The following is a 19,010-nucleotide window of genomic DNA, read 5'->3' as shown; positions in this document are numbered from 1 at the left end:
ACAGCGAATACGTTTACTATCTGTAAATAGTTACAGCATGGCGAAAATTTTTTTATTATTGCGCTTATTGCATGCTTAATAATTTCATAAAGCAAAAATTTTGCACTGATCTATACTTTGAAAATATCAATAAATTCAAGGATAAAGAATGGATTATCGAAACAAAATTGGCATAGTGGCGTTGTTAACAAGCAGTCTATTATTGTCAGCCTGTTCCAGCGGATTGGAAGAGGCCGGTCCACCGCCGTGTAATGATTCAGAAATACTTGAGATTAGCGCAAGAGCTAAAAACTTTGTATGGGGCGATCCAGAGAGGCAAATATTTGAATCAAAATGGCATACTGTGGTTGTTGAGCAAATTGAAAAGAAATACCAATACCTTGAACGCAAAGGTTTGCAAGATGCCGTCGCTGCGCGACAAGATTTATCTAATTTTGAATCGGATTTACAGACGTTATTACAGTTAAACCAACAAAAAGAACACGATATTAAGAATTTTGTTTGCTTAGCAAGTGATGCTGAAATAGCCGGTGCTGCAAGTCAAAATCAATCTATTGAATATATATTGGCGGCCTTACCTGATATTTATAAAGTTATCGAAGTGAAAACCGCACAGATTGAAGCGAGTAACGAAAAGCGTTAATCCTTTACGCTGATAGAATCCCTATTAACCAGTGTTGGTTCAAATACACGCTGGATTGATAGGGTTTTTTGTTTGTACACATCATGTAAAACCATGCGCGCTGCCATATGGCCCATTTCATCTACAGGGTTGTTAACCGTCGTTAGGCGAGGATATAGGTAGTTGGTAAAAATGACGTTATCAAAACCGATTATCGATAAGTCATTAGGTAAATCGTAACCATGCTCTCGAGCGTATTTCATTGCACCGGATGCCATTTCATCATTGGCGCAAATTACCGCTGAAAAAGTAAAGCCTTTATCTCTAAAGAATTTAAGTCCATCGGCGCCACCGGTTTCGCGAAAGTCACCCACATAAAACAGATTTTCATCAAATTCTAGTTGGTTATCTTGTAGCGCTTGCTTATGACCTTTCAAACGTTCGCTAGAGTCACCTTTAAATAACGGACCGGCAATATACGCAATGTCTTTATGACCATTGTCTATCAGCGCTTTCGTGGCGATATAACCACCTTGATAGTTATCTAGGCTGATGCATTTATCTTGCATGCCTTCAATATAACGGCTAACTAAGTAAATCGGCGTTTTACCTTCGCTTAGCTTGATCAGGTATTCGTCTGATAAGGCTTCACTGTGAACAATAATGGCGTCACAGTTACGGCTGATTAAAAACTCAATGCCTTCTTTTTCACGCTCTTCATCACTGTGGCCGGTGGTGATGATAACGTGCTTACCGGCGGCACGACATTCCGCTTCGATACCGGACATCATAGAACCAAAGAATGGGCCGTGTAATTCGGCAACTAAAACACCAATACTGTTGGTACGGTTTGATGCAAGAGATTGGGCAATAGAGTTAGGTCTGTAGCCTAACTCTTCCATTGCTTTAAGGACTTTTGCGCGGGTACGATCACTGACTTTGGCGTTATTGTTCATAACCCGTGAAACGGTTGCCAAAGACACACCTGCCAATTTAGAGACTTCGTAAATTGTTGCCATATCTAACGATTATTGTTCATTAAAATTGCCAAATCATACCCTAGTAACAATATATTAACTAGTGCTAGTTAATTCACTTTGAATTTTTACCACTTGCTCAGTATCTAATGTGTATTTGCGCATTACCCAGGCGACTACAAATGAGCCAATAGCAGGGAATACAGTAAATGAAATTAAGATACCTTGTTTGGTTGCTTCGGTTTGTGCAGCATCAGGCTGATAGTTGTAATAAGCCAACAACCAACCGGCAATAGCACCACCTAAGGCAACGCCCATCTTAATAAAGAAGATGACTCCAGAGTAAACCATGCCGGTTATACGAATACCGGTTTTCTTGTGTCCGTAGTCAATGGTGTCAGCCATTTTTGACCATAGCAACGGTGTTGCCATATCAAGGAAGAACTTCCAAAAGATAAATGCCACAAACGCGAGTACGGTCTGATCCGGTGCGATAAAGAAACTCAATACACAGATGATGGCAGAAATAGTTTGTAGCCAGATGTATGCTTTGATTTTACACACTCGTTTGGCTAATGGCTGGGCAAGCGCACAACCAATCATACTGGCAACCACACCTAAGGTCATAAATGAGGTGATTAGATCTTCTCGGCCAAGGAAGTATTTAACGTAGTACACTGCGAGGGTGAATCGCAGTACTTGGCCCGTTAATAAGAACATGGCTGCTAGGCACAAGATGCGCCATTGATCATTTTTCCAAAGTGACGCTAAGCTTTCTTTGAAGGAAACTTGCTGCTCTTTTGGCTGCTCGATGCGCTCTTTGGTACCGGCAAAGCAAAGCAGAAACATCACCAAACCCATTAAGCTCATAATGGTCATTGCGTATTGATAGCCTTTGGCGCTATCGCCTTGACCAAAATACTCAACCATAGGCATGGTACAACCGGCAACGATAACACCACCTAGCATACCAAACACAAATCGGTAAGATTGTACTGAAACACGTTCTTTGGCGTCAGCGGTTATCACCCCGCCAAGCGCACAGTAAGGAATATTTATCGCCGTATACGCCACCATAAGCAATACATAGGTACTGAAGGCATAAACGATTTTAGCCGTACCTTCTAAATCTGGCGTGGTAAAGGTGACAATACTGATAATCGCAAACGGTAAGGCTAACCATAATAGGTAAGGGCGGAAATGGCCCCAGCGAGTGCGGGTTTTATCGGCAATATTGCCCATTAATGGATCGGTGATGGCATCAAATATACGTACCGCTAAAAACATGGTACCAACGGTCGCCGGATCGAGACCAACGACATCGGTATAGTACAACATTAAAAACATCATTACGGTTTGGAAAATGATGTTGCTTGCGGTATCACCTAAGCCATAGGCAATTTTTTCTTTTACACTGATCATGACAACTTCTCTTACAACGGGAAACGCGATTGCGTATTATCTATACAATAAGTTGATTAGCGATTGCTAATCAACTCTTTATACGCCAAGCCACTTTTTTTAATGGTTCTTTGCTGCGTTTCATAATCAACATAAACAATACCAAAGCGTTTTAAGTAACCTTCAGCCCATTCAAAGTTGTCCATTAAGCTCCAAGCAAAATAGCCTTGAATATCGATACCTTGTTCTATGGCATCGTTAACGGCATTTAAATGTTGTTGGTAATAGCTCAAGCGATCGTCATCATTAACAACACCTTGGTCAATGCTATCGTCCATCGCTGCACCGTTTTCAGTGATATAGACTGGCGGTAATTGATACTTGCTATCCAGTGACACCAACAACTCTGAAAACGCCTTAGGATAAATTTCCCAGCCAATATCGGTTAATGGCGCTGGAGCGGGTAGTTGCTCGTAAATGTCTTCTGGATGTGCTTTATAAATGGCACGGGTATAAAAATTGATACCAAGAAAATCAATGCTCTGACCGATAATCTCCATATCACCGGCTTCAATATCAGGTTGATGCTCGGCTGGTAAATCTTTGATGATATCAGGGTAGCATTTATCGAAGATTGGTTTGATATACCACTGATTAAAGTATTGGTCGGCGAAATCGGTTGCATACAAATCCGCTTCACTGTTACTTGCTGGGTAACATGGCGTGAAGTTTAACACGATACCATTCATGGTCTCTGGCGTGTTTTCTTTCAAAACTTGCATCGCTAAACCGTGCGCTAATAATAAGTGGTGTGCACTTTTGCGACCGTACTCTTTACCGACGATACCTGGCGCATGAACGCCAATTTCATAACCTAAATACGATGAACAAAATGGTTCATTTAAGGTTGCATAAGAATGTACTTTGCCTTTGAAAGCCTTGCTGATCAGGTCGACATAGTGGGCAAAAGCATAAGCGGTTTGGCGATTTAACCAACCACCGGTGTCTTCAAGGTATTGTGGTAAGTCCCAATGATATAGGGTGACATAAACTTTAATGTTACGGTCATTGAGTGCATTAATAATGTTTAGGTAATAGTCGACACCGTCTTGATTCAATGTGCCATCTTGATGCATAACACGTGGCCATGAAATAGAAAGGCGATAGGCATCAACGCCTAAAGAGTCAATCAAAGCGACATCATCTTGCCATAAATTGTAATGGTCACAAGCTACTTCGCCGTTTGAGCTATCGGCAATTTTACCGTCGGTGTTACAAAAGGTATCCCAGATACAGTCTAATCGGTATTCTTTGCCGCCTTCAATTTGAAATGAAGCGGTTGCAACACCGAATGTAAATGACTTATCCAGCATTTTAGAATTGCTTGGTAATTGAAGCTTGGCCATGTTTGACAATACCTTTTTGACTCATCCATTTATGGAATTTGGTGAACTTTTTTGAAAGCGCTTTCAAAATTGGTTGATTATACCATGGAAATTTACTTTAATAGTGTGAAAGCGCTTACATGAATAAGCTAAGATTATTGTTTATTGAATTGTAAATCAACTAAATTTTTTCAGTGATTCAACTACAATAGCGCATAATAATAATGAAGCACATTGAAAATCAGGAGATACTATGGCCTCGTCGCTTCCTACGGGTTCTGTACAAAGTAATAACGGTGTAAATGTCGATTACCGTTTTGCTTTAACATCACTAACATCACTTTTCTTTATGTGGGGGTTTATTACTTGTCTAAATGACATCTTGATCCCTCACCTTAAAGGCATTTTTGACCTTTCATACGCACAAGCCATGCTAGTGCAATTTTGTTTTTTTGGGGCTTATTTTATTGTCTCACTACCCGCTGGCTCGTTAGTTAAAAAAGTCGGGTTCCAACGCGGTATCGTAACCGGGTTAATTATTGCTGCTGTTGGTTGTTTGTTATTTTACCCTGCGGCATCAATGCACAGTTATCCGGTATTCTTGTTTGCGTTATTTGTGTTGGCCTCTGGTATCACTATTTTGCAAGTATCAGCGAACCCATATGTAAGCTGTTTGGGTCGCCCTGAAACCGCCTCTTCACGTTTAACACTAACCCAAGCCTTTAACTCGTTAGGTACTACTGTTGCACCATTTTTTGGTGCTTACCTTATCTTAAATGAAGCCGCGGGTGCCATGGCTACTGCGCAAGAAAAAGCGGCGGCAGTGCAAATGCCGTATGTTATGTTGGCTGCCATGCTACTTGTTCTTGCTGCTATTTTCGCTTGGTTGAAGTTACCACACATTGAAGAGCAGCAAGCCCATGAAAAAACATCAAAGCAAGTCGGCAGTGCTTGGGGCTACTCACACCTTGTACTTGGTGCGGTAGGTATCTTTGTTTACGTAGGTGCTGAAGTCGCCATCGGTAGTTTTTTGGTTAACTACTTTCATGAATTAAATATTGAAGGTCTTGAGACCGAAGCCGCGGCGGCGAAATACATCGCCTATTACTGGGGTGGTGCTATGGTAGGTCGCTTTATTGGTGGTCTAGCAATGCAGAAAGTTGCTGCAGGTAAAGCTTTAGCATTTAATGCGGTTGCCGCGATGGTATTAATTGTGGTGACCATGATGACCGAAGGTAATGTCGCAATGTGGTCTATTTTGTTGGTAGGTCTATGTAACTCGATTATGTTCCCAACAATTTTCTCATTAGCGGTTACCGGCTTGGGTCGTCATACCTCGCAAGGGTCTGGTATTTTATGTTTGGCGATTGTTGGTGGTGCCATCGTTCCTGTTATTCAGGGCTTTTTAGCAGATTCGATGGGCGTGCAAATGTCTTTCTTCTTACCGATAATCTGTTACGCATTTATTGCCTATTACGGTTTGAAAGGCTCTGTGCCAAAACATGTCTAAGCAAAGATTCATTATCTTAGGAAAAGAAACTATGAACACAAAAATTAGCAAAATTGCTTTGTCTACCACGCTGGCGATGGTTGTTGCCGGGTGTGGTCAAAAGGCAACTCAATCAGCAAGTCCAGAAGAAGCAAAGGTCGAAACACCTGTTGCTGCTGATGCAACTGGCAGAAATTTAGACATCTGGCCGAAACTCGATATTGCCGTAAAGCAAGACGACGCCGTTGAAAAGCGTGTAAGCGATATTTTGGCGACAATGACGCTAGAGCAAAAAGTTGCGCAAATGATCCAGCCGGAAATTCGTGATATCACCATTGAAGATATGCGTAAGTATGGCTTTGGATCGTATCTAAACGGTGGTGGTGCGTTTCCAAACAATAATAAACAGTCAACACCACAAGACTGGATAAAACTTGCCGAGGACATGTATCAGGCATCTATCGACGATAGTGTTGATGGTTCAAATATCCCAACCATGTGGGGTACAGATGCAGTGCATGGCCACAACAACGTTGTTGGTGCAACCTTGTTTCCACACAACATAGGTCTAGGTGCGGCGAATAATTCTGATCTTATTGAAAAAATAGCAGCGATTACGGCAACTGAAGTTATGGTTACCGGCATTGACTGGGTATTTGCGCCAACAGTTGCCGTTGTACGTGACGATCGTTGGGGACGCACCTATGAAGGCTACTCGGAAGATCCAGACATCGTTCGTGATTACTCTGCTGCCATTGTTAAAGGTTTGCAAGGCCATGCCGATGGTGACTTCTTAAGTGACAAACGTGTTATCTCCACTGTTAAGCATTTTATCGGTGACGGCGGAACCGAAAAAGGTGACGATCAAGGCGATAATATCGCCAGCGAGCAAGAATTGTTTGATATTCATGCCCAAGGTTATGTTGGTGGCTTAAGCGCTGGTTCACAGTCAGTGATGGCCTCGTTTAATAGTTGGCATGGTGAGAAAAACCATGGCAGTAAGTATCTGCTTACTGACGTGTTAAAAACACAAATGGGCTTTGATGGTTTTGTCGTCGGTGACTGGAATGGTCACGGTCAAGTTAAAGGCTGTACAAATGAAAGCTGTGCACAAGCGGTAAATGCCGGTTTAGATATCTTTATGGTACCTACAGCTGCATGGAAGCCTTTGTATGAAAATACCATTGCTCAGGTCAATTCTGGTGAAATCGCCATGAGTCGTATTGATGATGCGGTTGCGCGAATTTTACGCGTTAAGGTTCGCGCCGGCTTATTTGAAAAGCCAAGCCCTGCAAAACGTCCTTTTTCGGGTAAAACCGAGTTGATTGGCGCACAAGAGCATCGTGATGTTGCCCGTCAAGCGGTTCGAGAGTCTTTGGTTCTGTTGAAAAACAAAGGCAATATTTTACCTTTATCACCGAAACAACATATCTTGATGGCCGGTGATGGTGCTGACAACATTGGTAAACAATCCGGTGGTTGGACAATTACGTGGCAAGGTACCAACAACACCAACGATGACTTCCCTGGTGGCACATCGATTTATGATGGCATTAACGAACAAGTGAGTGCCGCAGGTGGCAAGGTTACTTTAAGTGCTGATGGCAGCTTTAGCGAAAAGCCTGATGTCGCCATTGTTGTGTTTGGTGAAGACCCATATGCTGAAGGTCATGGTGATAGAGACAATCTAGACTATCAACGCGGTGAGAAAACCGATTTGGCATTGCTAAAATCTTTACAACAGCAAGGCATTCCGGTGGTAGCGGTATTTATCAGTGGTCGCCCAATGTGGGTTAACGCTGAGCTGAATGCATCGGACGCGTTTGTTGCAGCATGGCTGCCAGGCTCTGAAGGTAATGGTGTTGCTGAAGTGATTTTGGCTAACGCTGATGACAGTGTGCAAAACGACTTTGTTGGTAAGTTGTCGTTCTCATGGCCTAAAGACCCGGATCAAACCACGGTAAACCGTCATGATGCAGATTACAGCCCATTATTACCATATGGTTTTGGTTTGCAATACGGTGACGAAAATGTCTTGGCTGACGATTTAGAAGACACGGTGAAGGTTGATCTAAGCAAAGCAGCAGAGTTGAAACTGTTTACAGGGCAAATGCACAAACCATGGTTGATGACATTAATGTCTGGTGAGGAACTGCTGTCCATTACCTCGAATACTCATCAAGTTGGTGCGCTAAGCTACCGTACGATTGATAAAGTCGTACAAGAAGACGCACGTAAATTAAGCTTTGATGGCAGCGAAAATGCCGGTGTTCGTATCAGCAGTTTTGGTGGTTTCCGTGAAGATTTGCGTTCTCAACTAGAAGTTAACGCGGTAGTGAGTTTTGAAGCCAATGTGATGCAGCGCCCAAGTGGTAAAGTTATGCTCAGCATGTTGTGTGAAGGCGAAGGTGAGCAAGAGTGTGGAGGTCGTATCGACATCACTGAGCAAATCAATGCGCTGGCACCGAATAGCTGGGAAAAAATCACGGTTGACTTACAGTGTTTCAAACAGGCTGGTATGAGCTTTGCGGATTTACATACACCGTTTGAGTTAACCACAGATGGCACCATGGAGCTAGGTCTTAGCGAGATTAAGCTTGTTCCTAATGCCGTCGCTTCAGCAACACTAAGCTGTCAATAGAGTAAAGCGTTGTAATGAACTGAATTACATTGCAATTCATATCAAACCCTTGAGTGCATTCTCAAGGGTTTTTTTATGGACAAACACCCTACAAAAAGCGATAAATAATAAAGCACCCAGAACATCAAAAGCATAAGGAATAACTATGCAACAACATAATTGGACAAAATCATTTGTCGTGATATTGGCATTAACTTGCTTAGCAAATCATGGGGCTATTGCCGCCGACTTAGAAACCGCGTCAGCGAAAACCGTGAAAGTACTGTCTAATGATAATGCCAAAGCAAAAAGTGAACACTGGCAGTTGGTTTGGCAAGATGAGTTTTCCAGCGAGCAAATTGATTTACAAAAATGGTCATTTGAAGTCAATTGCCATGGTGGCGGTAATGATGAAAAGCAATGCTATACCAAGCGTGCTAAAAACGCCTTTATTGAAAACGATATGTTAATTATTCAGGCGTTTAAGGAAGAGTTTCAAGGGCCTGCTAAGCATGATGATGACAAACAGTACTCAACCACAGACACTCGAACCTTACCCTACACATCTGCGCGGTTACGCAGTAAAGATAAAGGTGACTGGCGATACGGTCGTTTTGAAATCCGCGCTCAACTGCCACAAGGTCAGGGCACTTGGCCTGCTATCTGGATGCTGCCAACCGATTGGTTATACGGCACTTGGGCCAGCTCCGGTGAAATCGATATTATGGAGGCGGTAAACCTTGGGGCTGCTTCTGATGCTCCTGGAGACGCTGCAGGCACGCCTGAGACACGAGTGCATGGCACATTGCATTATGGCGCTATGTGGCCAAATAACGTCTATACAGGAACCGGTGTGAAGCTCAGTGATAAACTAAGCCCTGGCGATGGCTTTCATACCTATGCGATCGAATGGGAACAAGGAGAGATCCGTTGGTATATTGATGATATCCATTACGCAACGCAAACCTCTGAACACTGGTACAGCAAATTTAAAGATGACAGCGGTCAATGGCAACAACGCGGTGGTGATGCGCCATTTAATGAAAGGTTTCATCTGCTCATCAATTTTGCTGTAGGTGGTGCATGGCCAGAAAAGGTTAATGAAACCGGCATCGACCCGTCAGTATTTCCACAGCGATTTGCTATCGATTATGTCCGAGTCTACCAATGTGCCGTGGACACTAACACTGGCAAGGGCTGTGCAACAAACAGCGAATCGGCCACCTTAGTGAAATAACCTTTTAATGAATTTATTTATAATAAGGGTTAAAAAAGTGTTAGATATTTGTTTTAAAATGTGCCATGTTTATTATTAACGATTAGATTTTAATCGTTGTTTTTAAAGAAATAATGCTTAATTAAACACTGCTGCTAGTAGCCATTTCGGAATCATCCTGAAAATAGCTTTCTAAACCAGTGTTTTTTAAGGGTTTTTCATGTAAGCGCTTACATTCACCTTGCCGATTTTAAAGGCTAAGAGTAAAGGATAAGCAACATTAAACACTGTTTTGGAATTTCGCGGCTAAAAGCATAATTAGTAAGTCGATGAAATCCCTTGTAAATCAGTGTTTTTTAAGGGATTTGCGTGTAAGCGCTTACATAATGAGGGAGAGCTGTTTTGAAAAAACATAAGAGAGAAACTATGAGAAAATCAAAGTTAAGCATGATATCCGCCATTGTTGGCGCAAGCTTTTTCGGCTTGTCTGGCTGTGTGGGAGAGTCAGTTAATGCGGATGTTGACGAAGTTGTCGGCAAACAAGCACCTACATTTACCAGTCTAGCGGTTGTTGAGGCCACTGAAGGGAAAATGTATAGCTACACGATTAGTGTCGAGGACGTAGATTCTTCTGACTTAACCGTTACTGTTTCTGGGATGCCAGACTGGTTAATGTTTGATGAAGCGACCAACACCTTATCTGGCATGCCGTCAGAAGGGGATGTAGGTGAATATACTGTTGTTGTTTCGGTGACTGATGGCACCAAAACAGCTACTCAAGAATTTACAATTGTCGTTGCCGAAGGCGCCGGTGACTGGGTCATGGTCTGGAGCGACGAATTTGATGGCAGTAGCCTCAACATGGAAAACTGGAATATTGAAACCGGTGATGGTTCTCAATATGGCATAGTGGGTTGGGGTAATAATGAACTGCAGTGGTATCAACAAGACAACATTACCGTAAGTGACGGTAATTTGGTGATCACCGCAAAACAACAAGCCTCTAATGGTTACAACTATACCTCTGGCCGTATGCGCAGCGATGGTAAAGTTGATGTTCAATATGGTCGTATTGAAGCGCGTATCAAGGTGCCTGCAGGTCAAGGCTTTTGGCCAGCGTTTTGGATGTTGCCTACCGACAGTCAATACGGTGGTTGGGCAAGTGGCGGCGAAATCGATATTTTAGAAGTGTTCAGTGCAACTGAAGACAATAATAATGATGCCCATGGTACTGTACATTTTGGTATGGCTTGGCCTCTAAACGTATTCACGAATGCTTCAGCTGGTCAGCCGGTGCTTGATGATTATCATGTATACGCGGTTGAGTGGGAGCAAGATGAAATCCGTTGGTATATGGATGACTTGCATTATGCAACGATCACATCTGATGCTTGGTGGAGTTACTACTACAAAGATCAAGAAACAGGTTACGTCGGCGATAGCGCCGCACCTTTCAATCAACCGTTCCATGTCCTATTAAACCTTGCCGTTGGTGGTAACTTGCCGGGTTCGCCTGATGAGAATACCGAATTCCCATCGGCGCTTATGGTGGATTATGTGCGTGTTTATGAATGTGAAGACGATCCTGTAACAGGCACAGGTTGTGCCGCAAATGTGAACCCAGACGTAACACTACCTGCAGCACAAAGCTTTTATGTTGCTGAATATCCGTTATTTACCGATGGTGAAGATAAGCTGAGCTGGGATATTTCTGGTGAAGCTTTAGAGCGTGGTTTACAAACGGTCGTGGGTTGGGATAACGGTGGTGCTATCGCATTAACCATGCCTGATTTGGGCGGTGATCGCGGTAAAGTTATTGAAATCAACACCAGCGATAAAGGTAACGTTTTGATCAACGCTACTGATGGTGAAACCATGTCATTGTTTGGTATGGGTAACTCTTCTGAACCTTGGCGTTTACACGCAGGTGAACTGAAGTTTGACCTGTTTATCGATAGTGCGGTTACTCCTGATGACAGCCAAATATTAATCAAAATGGATTCCGGTTGGCCGGCATTGGGTTACGTTGCATTAAACGTTGCCGATCTAGAAAAAGATATGTGGCAAACATTGTCGGTAAAAGTGAACGATATCATTGCCATGCCTGGAGAAGCTGCGCTTAATACCAATGAAGTGTTGAACCCATTCATTGTTGAGTTTAGTGGCGCAGCACGCGTTATGCTTGATAATGTTGTTTTAAAATGTGGTCATAAAGATATCGATGGTTGTGGTATTGCACCACCTGCAGTCAGTGTTGATACCGAAACATTAGACGTTTACGTTGATGAGGTGAATGCTGAAATCTGGACCAACGGTATTGGTGCTTGGGATACCGCTATCAGTCGCGATTACTTTGACGGAACAACCGGTTTTGTTCAATGGCAATCTGTTGAAGAGCAAGGTCGTGGTAACGTCTTGCAAATTAGCTTTGGTGGTGGTGATGCCGATGGTTTGCTATACATCCAATCTGCACAACCGGTTGATTTAAGTGCGTTCAGTGAAGGCGATTTAGTATACGACCTAAAAGTGGTTGATTATGCTGAAACGACAAGTGGTATCAGTTATAAAGTTGACTGTGTATTCCCTTGTACAACGGGCGATCAAGTACTTGGTGTTGTTGCCGATGGCGTATGGGAAACTATCCGTGTACCAGTAAGCCAATTGGTAAGCCAAGGCTTAGACATTACATCAGTAAACACTGGTCTAGTTATCTACCCTACGTGGGGCGACCAAAAGAATGTCACCTTAATGGTCGACAATATTCGTTGGGAACGCTCAACAGGCGCTGTTGTAGAACCTCCAGTAGAGCCGCCGGTAGCCGAAGGCGATGTGGTCATCTTCTCTGAAGAAACCGATCCTAATTGGTCTTTCTGGGATTGCTGTGGTGGTGCAACGATTTCTGCTCAAGTTGATACAGAATACGGTAACGTGATGCAAATTGATTTTGCCGGCGCTCCTACGGTATCTGGTGTTCTTGCTGAAACGGGTATTGATGTATCAGGTTTGGCTAACGGTACGCTTGAGTTTGACCTTAAGATGATTTCTGCGCCTACTGATGATACTGCTGACTGGTTATTGAAACTTGAAAGTAATCAGGCATCGCAGTTTACTGAGATCATGCTATCGCAAAGCAATGAAGGTGTAGATCCAACATTAGGTGAGTGGCAGCATTTCACTTTCCCATTCTCGGTTCTAGAAAGTGGTTCACTTGATTTAACTAATGTGAAGATCATTCTGGTATTCCCGAGCTGGAGCAAAGCCAACGGTGCCAGTTATCAAATTGATAACATCGTATTTAAAGCAAACTAATATCACTATGGGCTGAGCCTTGCTCAGCCTTTAGCGATTCAATCAGAATGTTTTAATTGCTATGAATAATAAAAAGCCGGTATTGCTACCGGCTTTTTTATGTCTAAAAATCAGAGTTAACCTTTTACTTAATAAAAATCAATTGGTTAACGAATGGCTTAACGAATAAGTTAGCGAACAGAGCGGTATGATGAGCAGAAGTCGGGCACCGTGGTTATTTAAAATCGACAAACATGTTGGCGGTTAACCGGCCTTGTTTGGGATCCGCACTAACGTCGGTTTCAGTATTAACAATAGTTGAGTGCAATAGATTACCAGGGTAGATCACTAACCGATTCGGTTTGTAATCGATTTGATAGTACAGCTCGAATAGCTCATTTGATTCGATACAATACTTCGCTTCAGGTTCACCATGCGCGTCAAAATGACGTTGTAATGAATCGAAATAGGTTTGCTTGCGTTGTTCATTGATGCGTTCAAATCCGGTTTGTTTGTGACGAAATAAGCCGGTACCGCCATGAGGTTTATCATCGAGATAATGCAATATGGCAAAGTGGTAATGATAGTTGGTATCAAAATGTGGAATACGCTGCAATGGCACTAAGTCTTGTTCAGCTAAAGTGATCAATGAGTAATATAAATTATAGGGGTGGGGTTTGACGTTACCTTGTAGCTGATAAATTTTACGAATACCGCCCAATAAGAAATTGAGACAGGTATTGGCATACTCATCAGGTAAGCGGGTACGACAACCAGGGTAAAACGAATATTGATCTTGTTTAAAATCGACATCGTTGTATGCGCACTGTTTCAATGCCTCAATCGACATTAAAAAGTCATCGATGATCAATACCGGGGTTTGTTCATTGCCAACATGTATAACGTTGGCGGTAAACCCCTCTCTGATTTGGTAGTCAGACTGCATTAATTAAACCTTGTACAAAAAGTCGTGTTCAACATGACGGCTAGCCAGTTTTCACCATTTTGTCGTCATCATCAGCCGACTTTGATGGACAATAGTGATTAATAAAATCCCAATGATCAGGCCAGTTTGCGACTTTATTCGCGGTGTGCTGTTTAATTTTGTCCAAAAAGCCTTTTAATTCTTCATCGCCCATCATATCGACAATTGGGTGATACTGCTCCGGCGTTAAGCCTTGCCCCATCATAACTTGTACCCAAGATGATTCACCAAACAACTCTTCCGCCTTTTTAAAGACGCGGCCGGATTGTCTGAATAACTCCATACGGTGTCTTAATGAATCGGTAATGTCCATATCGGCACAGTAGCGCCAAAACGGCGTATCACGGCGATCGGTTAAATGGTAATGCAAAATAATGAAGTCACGAATATCGAGCATTTCATCAGACGTTTGTTGGTTAAATTCGTCGACATCGGCCTGATTGATACCGGTGTGCGGGAATATTTGCATTAAACGCACGACGGCGCGTTGGAATAAATGAATACCGGTAGATTCTAAGGGCTCGATAAAACCAGCCGATAAACCAATGGCAATACAGTTTTTATTCCAGTGTTTACGGCGGGTGCCGGTTTTGTATTTGATCACTCGAGGCTGATTAATTGGCTCGCCTTCGATGTTATCAAGTAAGGTTTGGATGGCGTCTTCATCACTCATGTATTTCGAGCAGAATACCAAACCATTACCGGTGCGATTTTGCAACGGAATACGCCACTGCCAGCCTGATTCACGAGCAATGGAACGGGTATAAGCGACTGGTCTACCTACGGTTTTTGTTTGTACAGCAACGGCGCTATCACATGGCAACATATGACTCCAATCGTCATAGCCCGTGTGCAATGCATCTTCAATTAACAAGCCTCTAAAACCGGTACAATCGATAAATAAATCACCTTCGACATGCTTGCCATTGTCTAAATCGAGCGAGGTTATGTTGCCGGATTCAGAGCACAGGTTAACCTTGTCTATTTTTCCTTCAACACGCTGACAGCCGTGTTGATAGGCTATTTTCTGTAAAAACTTGGCGTACAATCCGGCATCAAGGTGATAGGCGTGGTTAAGGTCTTGTTTAGCCATAACCGCAAAGCGGCCTTCACGGCTACCAAGGTGCTCAGGACAATAGTCGCCAATCTCGCTAACTAACCCTTTTTGTAAACCTTTCAACCAGAAATGTTGAAAACCACAGGCCCAACAATCGTGGCCAAGATGACCGAATGAGTGAATGTAGTCTTTGCCCACATCGCGCCAATTTTCAAACGAAATACCGAGTTTAAAGGTGGCATTGGTTGCCGCCATAAATTCGGCTTCATTGATGCCAAGCAAATTATGCAATAAGTGCAGGGTAGGGATGGTCGCTTCACCAACACCAACAGTTGGTATTTGGTCCGACTCAACCAGAGTGATATTAATCGCTTTGCCCAACAACTTAGCCATTGACGCTGCAGCCATCCAACCAGCGGTACCACCGCCGGCAATAACGACATTTTTAACGGGTTTGTTATTCATCGTTTTAACTTCTCAATCAGTTCGGCACGAATCTTACGTGCGGTTAATTCGTCCATTGGCGTTTTTAGCATGCCTTGCGCCGCTTCAGGTAAGTGCGCAGTGTCTTGCTCGTCATGGTCAAAGATGTAATGTTCAAAAATATTTTTCCAAGCTTGGCGTTGCTCATAGGGTAAGTTGCGTAAACTTAACATGGCCATTAACAAGGCATTATGAGGTCGGCCCATATAAGCGGGCGTATCACGCCACCAGTGGGTTACCAATATATTCAGGCTGTCTAAACCTTGCACATGATGCCACCACATACTTGGCATAAATAACGCATCACCAGGCTCTAGTTCAGCGACTTGCGCGTGCGCTATTGCCTGTTTAAAATTCGGATACTTGTCAAAGTCGGGGTTATCAAAATCGACCATGCAAATATCTTGGCCACCTGGTGCGAATTCCATTGGCCCGGTATAAAGATTTTTAACTTGCTCTGGCGGAAACAGGGTAAAACGACGTTTGCCGACGACATTACAGGCCAAGTTCAATGGAAAATCATAATGCGCCGCAACTTTTGAACGGTTACCTATCCAAATACTGGTCAGCGGCTTATGCTCATCAATGCTGACGCTATGTTGCTCTTTAAAGCCGGGTAAAAAGTTGGTTACCTCGGTTGAGCCAACATACATAGTCGGTGGTTCTGGGTTATCGGCATGCTCTAAAAGTTTGTCGAGCACCGGATTTAAATCGATTTTTGCTGCGCGATAATTAAAACCATCGACGTTGTCATTGTAAAACACTCGACCTTTGGTATGCGGATCGCCGTAACAGGCGTTAACGGGTTTGCCTTGATACAATTGGCGCAGATAGTCACACGCCGCTTGATTCGATTTTAAACCCGCTTTAACGATAGGCCAATCTAAAGCAAAGCCTTTTAATATAAGCGGTTCCGTAGAGGCAATGACCGATTCAGGGATCGCCTCTGGAGTAACGCCTGCTATTTGTTTTACCTGGGTTTTAATGTCCAGCATAACAACGCCTATTTGGTTTACACGGCTGTCGCAGCGACCTGCGCATTTTTCTTATCAAGCAAGTTGTTGATATTACTTTGCGAAGCGATTTGCATATAGATGGCTTGTAAGTAACCTTTTTCTTTTAATTCTTGTAATACGCTGACGTCCAAATCATTTAGCTTTTCTTCGCTAATGGTATAAAAACCAAGCATTTGATGCTTGCTTTGATCGTTTAGCGTTACATCGAGAGTGAATGGTTCAATCAGGTTTAGCTCAACCAAGCGCTCACAGAATTTCATGCCATCGAGCGCGCCAAAGTGCAGGGCTTCCATAATGCTTGCCATGCGGTCTAGGTATTCGCTGTTACCACCAAACTCGAGGAATAACTCTTCACCCTCGTCGCTGTTTACTCGCGGGTTATCCATATCAATGGTCAACATGCGTTTCTCTTGCTCTTGACCATCCACTTCAACAGTTTGGCGGGCAATCAAAAATGGATGACGTAATACCGAAATAGGAATATAACGCGCGTGCCAGCCATCGTCGTTTAAGAATAAGTTTTCTTGCTCGGCAAAACCAAATAATGCGGCACAAATGAACTTGCCTGTACCTGGGTCTTTGGTAAAGAAAATAGGGTAGTATGCTTGGGCACTGCGAAATTCTTGCGGGAAAGTCATTGAATACCACATGTTGTCGCCATATTGAGCGCTGCGTTTGGTGATAACTTTGACGTCTTTGTGCTCAACGTTATTTAATAGGGCGTGATTTGCCATGGTGTTCTCCCAGTAAAATTGACGGTTTTCTTAATAATTAGAGTTTGGCGAAACCGTACTTCTTAATTTTGTTAATGAGCTCTCGATTGCTTCCTAAGGAACGCATCAATTGCTGTGTTTGTTTTATATTGTCGTTAAAAAACGTATTGGCCATGTCACTTTTGTCATGGCGTTTTTGTCTATTTGGTAATTGTGTCTCAAAGCCCATGCCATATAACACAAATTGAAAGCTGGCTGCAGGGAACAAATCATCACTGTGATCACTATCATAACCATAAGGTGACTGGTATTGCCACAGTTGCATTAATTCTTGCAGGTGCTCTGGTATCGATTCTGCGCTGCGGTTATCTCGCCAATATTGACTGTCGTCTCGTTGTGACAAGATATAGTGCAGTTTTAAAAACTCAATAATGCGCTGCCAACGATGATTGAACTTGGTATTAAAACGTTTCGCGGTAATATCCATGACCTGTCTATTGGCGGGCAGTTGCTCAGCAATCATCTTCGCCGACAGTTCAATTAACGCCAGAGCGGAGGCTTCTAAAGGCTCGATAAACCCCGCAGACATACCTATAGCGACACAGTTTTTATGCCAAAATTTTTGTCGATAACCTGGGTTTATCTTAATGTGGCGTAAGGCAACATCGTCGGCTTTATTGCCAAGCGCTGGGCGAATATACTCGCGCAGCTGCGCAGCCGCGGCATCGTCACTGATGTGCGCACTTGAATAAACATGGCCAATACCGCGTCTTGACGGTAGGCCGATATCCCAAATCCAGCCACAACTTTGCGCGGTTGATATCGTATGTGATGCAATCGGTTCGTTATCGTTTGCATAAGGCACTTGTACCGCAAGGGCTCTATCGTTAAACAACACATGCTTTTGACTGATAAAATCAATGCCGTAATGCTCACCAAGTAACAAGGATTTAAAGCCAGTACAATCAATAAATAAATCTGCTTCGATATCGCCATGTTGTCGCGTTGATACCGACTTAATGTCACCATTTTCATGGCTGTTTATTTTAACAACATGATCAAGTACATGACTTACGCCAAGTTTGCTACAACAATGCTTTTGTAAAAAGGTTGAGAATTTACCGGCATCAAGGTGATAACCGTAATTGACGTTAAACGAGTACTCAGGGGTCGAAATTTGTTTTGGCGCTAAGCCATTGCGACAAATATGACTTTGACTGGTGGTGGCATCGGCAAAACTGACTTGCTGTCGGTGCTGTTGCCAAAAATCGGCAATGTTCGTTTCATGATAACCCGCGGGCATGGTAAAAGGATGAAAGTAGCTATCACCATTGCCATGTGTCCAATTTCGAAATTCCGACGCTTGCTTAAAGCTGGCGTCACAATTGAGGACAAATTCGGTCTCGCTAATTCCCATTTTTTTTAAGGTCTGACGCATCGACGGCCAAGTGCCTTCGCCAACACCAATGGTTTGCACATCAGGTGATTCAACTAGGGTAATTTGCACGCCATTGTCAGCTGCGGTTTTATGCTCACTAGCGATAATCCCAGCACTTAGCCAACCGGCGCTGCCGCCGCCAATAATGACGATATGTTTAATAGATTGGTTCATACTGCCTTTTATTAAAAACCTTAGTAAAGCACTCGACGTCTTTGTCACTATATCGACTTTAAAGTTGCCAATCCAGTGACAATATACCTAGTCAGGAAATTGTCTCTATTAGGGCACTAAAATCGAACACTTTAGTAAAATTTTTG

Annotated in this window: 13 protein-coding genes; 5 read left to right on the top strand and 8 right to left on the bottom strand. The window is 43.1% G+C overall.

What is annotated here, in order from left to right; all coding sequences use genetic code 11:
* Positions 1–148: 148 nt before the first annotated feature.
* Positions 149–643 (top strand): hypothetical protein, encoded by a 495-nt coding sequence (locus tag E2K93_RS02255; protein WP_135437527.1) that lies wholly within the window; start codon positions 149–151, stop codon positions 641–643.
* Here the strand turns inward: E2K93_RS02255 and E2K93_RS02250 are convergent.
* Genes E2K93_RS02250 through E2K93_RS02240 form a run of 3 tightly spaced genes read right to left on the bottom strand, consistent with a single transcriptional unit; the run spans position 640 to position 4,406 of the window.
* A complete protein-coding gene (locus tag E2K93_RS02250; RefSeq protein ID WP_135437526.1) occupies positions 640–1,641 on the bottom strand; it encodes a LacI family DNA-binding transcriptional regulator in 1,002 nt (333 codons plus the stop codon). The two genes, E2K93_RS02255 and E2K93_RS02250, sit on opposite strands and share 4 nt — an antisense overlap.
* A 54-nt stretch (positions 1,642–1,695) precedes the next feature.
* On the bottom strand, positions 1,696–3,021 hold the full coding sequence (locus E2K93_RS02245) for a glycoside-pentoside-hexuronide (GPH):cation symporter (protein ID WP_135437525.1): 1,326 nt from the start codon (positions 3,019–3,021) through the stop codon (positions 1,696–1,698).
* A 56-nt stretch (positions 3,022–3,077) separates the two neighbouring features.
* Positions 3,078–4,406, bottom strand: coding sequence for a GH1 family beta-glucosidase (locus tag E2K93_RS02240; protein WP_135437524.1), 1,329 nt, complete (start codon positions 4,404–4,406; stop codon positions 3,078–3,080).
* Positions 4,407–4,638: 232 nt separating this feature from the next.
* On the opposite strand from E2K93_RS02240, the gene E2K93_RS02235 reads away from it, so the two are divergent.
* From E2K93_RS02235 to E2K93_RS02220, 4 genes are all read left to right on the top strand, one after another.
* The gene (locus E2K93_RS02235) at positions 4,639–5,895 is read left to right on the top strand and encodes a sugar MFS transporter (protein ID WP_135437523.1); all 1,257 of its coding nucleotides are present in this window, start codon (positions 4,639–4,641) and stop codon (positions 5,893–5,895) included.
* Between the two features lie 31 nt (positions 5,896–5,926).
* Entirely contained in the window at positions 5,927–8,515 is a 2,589-nt protein-coding gene (locus tag E2K93_RS02230; protein ID WP_135437522.1) for a glycoside hydrolase family 3 protein, read from the top strand.
* A gap of 145 nt (positions 8,516–8,660) precedes the next feature.
* On the top strand, positions 8,661–9,731 hold the full coding sequence (locus E2K93_RS02225) for a family 16 glycosylhydrolase (RefSeq protein ID WP_135437521.1): 1,071 nt from the start codon (positions 8,661–8,663) through the stop codon (positions 9,729–9,731).
* Positions 9,732–10,136: 405 nt separating this feature from the next.
* Positions 10,137–13,019 (top strand): family 16 glycosylhydrolase, encoded by a 2,883-nt coding sequence (locus E2K93_RS02220; protein WP_135437520.1) that lies wholly within the window; start codon positions 10,137–10,139, stop codon positions 13,017–13,019.
* Positions 13,020–13,233: 214 nt separating this feature from the next.
* On the opposite strand, the gene E2K93_RS02215 is transcribed toward E2K93_RS02220, so the two are convergent.
* Genes E2K93_RS02215 through E2K93_RS02195 form a run of 5 tightly spaced genes read right to left on the bottom strand, consistent with a single transcriptional unit; the run spans position 13,234 to position 18,864 of the window.
* On the bottom strand, positions 13,234–13,944 hold the full coding sequence (locus E2K93_RS02215; protein WP_135437519.1) for a DUF6445 family protein: 711 nt from the start codon (positions 13,942–13,944) through the stop codon (positions 13,234–13,236).
* A gap of 40 nt (positions 13,945–13,984) precedes the next feature.
* The gene (locus E2K93_RS02210; protein ID WP_135437518.1) at positions 13,985–15,505 is read right to left on the bottom strand and encodes a tryptophan halogenase family protein; all 1,521 of its coding nucleotides are present in this window, start codon (positions 15,503–15,505) and stop codon (positions 13,985–13,987) included.
* Entirely contained in the window at positions 15,502–16,518 is a 1,017-nt protein-coding gene (locus E2K93_RS02205; protein WP_135437517.1) for a cupin-like domain-containing protein, read from the bottom strand. Before E2K93_RS02205 ends, E2K93_RS02210 begins: the two co-directional genes overlap by 4 nt.
* 17 nt (positions 16,519–16,535) lie before the next feature.
* Positions 16,536–17,273: a SapC family protein gene (locus E2K93_RS02200; RefSeq protein ID WP_135437516.1), complete on the bottom strand. Its 738-nt coding sequence runs from the start codon at positions 17,271–17,273 to the stop codon at positions 16,536–16,538.
* A 37-nt stretch (positions 17,274–17,310) separates the two neighbouring features.
* A complete protein-coding gene (locus E2K93_RS02195; RefSeq protein ID WP_135437515.1) occupies positions 17,311–18,864 on the bottom strand; it encodes a tryptophan halogenase family protein in 1,554 nt (517 codons plus the stop codon).
* Positions 18,865–19,010 lie beyond the last annotated feature (146 nt).

Origin of the sequence: Thalassotalea sp. HSM 43, assembly GCF_004752005.1 — a bacterium.
In the GTDB taxonomy this organism is placed as follows: Bacteria; Pseudomonadota; Gammaproteobacteria; order Enterobacterales; family Alteromonadaceae; genus Thalassotalea_A.
The sequence above is the reverse complement of the archived record's forward strand: the minus strand, read 5'-3'. Positions and strand labels throughout refer to the sequence as shown.

What these genes read in the sequence shown, in the direction of transcription:
- E2K93_RS02255 (WP_135437527.1), top strand. Translation starts at nt 149, where the DNA reads ATGGATTATCGAAACAAAATTGGCATAGTGGCGTTGTTAACAAGCAGT.
- E2K93_RS02250 (WP_135437526.1), bottom strand. Translation starts at nt 1,641, where the DNA reads ATGGCAACAATTTACGAAGTCTCTAAATTGGCAGGTGTGTCTTTGGCA.
- E2K93_RS02245 (WP_135437525.1), bottom strand. Translation starts at nt 3,021, where the DNA reads ATGATCAGTGTAAAAGAAAAAATTGCCTATGGCTTAGGTGATACCGCA.
- E2K93_RS02240 (WP_135437524.1), bottom strand. Translation starts at nt 4,406, where the DNA reads ATGGCCAAGCTTCAATTACCAAGCAATTCTAAAATGCTGGATAAGTCA.
- E2K93_RS02235 (WP_135437523.1), top strand. Translation starts at nt 4,639, where the DNA reads ATGGCCTCGTCGCTTCCTACGGGTTCTGTACAAAGTAATAACGGTGTA.
- E2K93_RS02230 (WP_135437522.1), top strand. Translation starts at nt 5,927, where the DNA reads ATGAACACAAAAATTAGCAAAATTGCTTTGTCTACCACGCTGGCGATG.
- E2K93_RS02225 (WP_135437521.1), top strand. Translation starts at nt 8,661, where the DNA reads ATGCAACAACATAATTGGACAAAATCATTTGTCGTGATATTGGCATTA.
- E2K93_RS02220 (WP_135437520.1), top strand. Translation starts at nt 10,137, where the DNA reads ATGAGAAAATCAAAGTTAAGCATGATATCCGCCATTGTTGGCGCAAGC.
- E2K93_RS02215 (WP_135437519.1), bottom strand. Translation starts at nt 13,944, where the DNA reads ATGCAGTCTGACTACCAAATCAGAGAGGGGTTTACCGCCAACGTTATA.
- E2K93_RS02210 (WP_135437518.1), bottom strand. Translation starts at nt 15,505, where the DNA reads ATGAATAACAAACCCGTTAAAAATGTCGTTATTGCCGGCGGTGGTACC.
- E2K93_RS02205 (WP_135437517.1), bottom strand. Translation starts at nt 16,518, where the DNA reads ATGCTGGACATTAAAACCCAGGTAAAACAAATAGCAGGCGTTACTCCA.
- E2K93_RS02200 (WP_135437516.1), bottom strand. Translation starts at nt 17,273, where the DNA reads ATGGCAAATCACGCCCTATTAAATAACGTTGAGCACAAAGACGTCAAA.
- E2K93_RS02195 (WP_135437515.1), bottom strand. Translation starts at nt 18,864, where the DNA reads ATGAACCAATCTATTAAACATATCGTCATTATTGGCGGCGGCAGCGCC.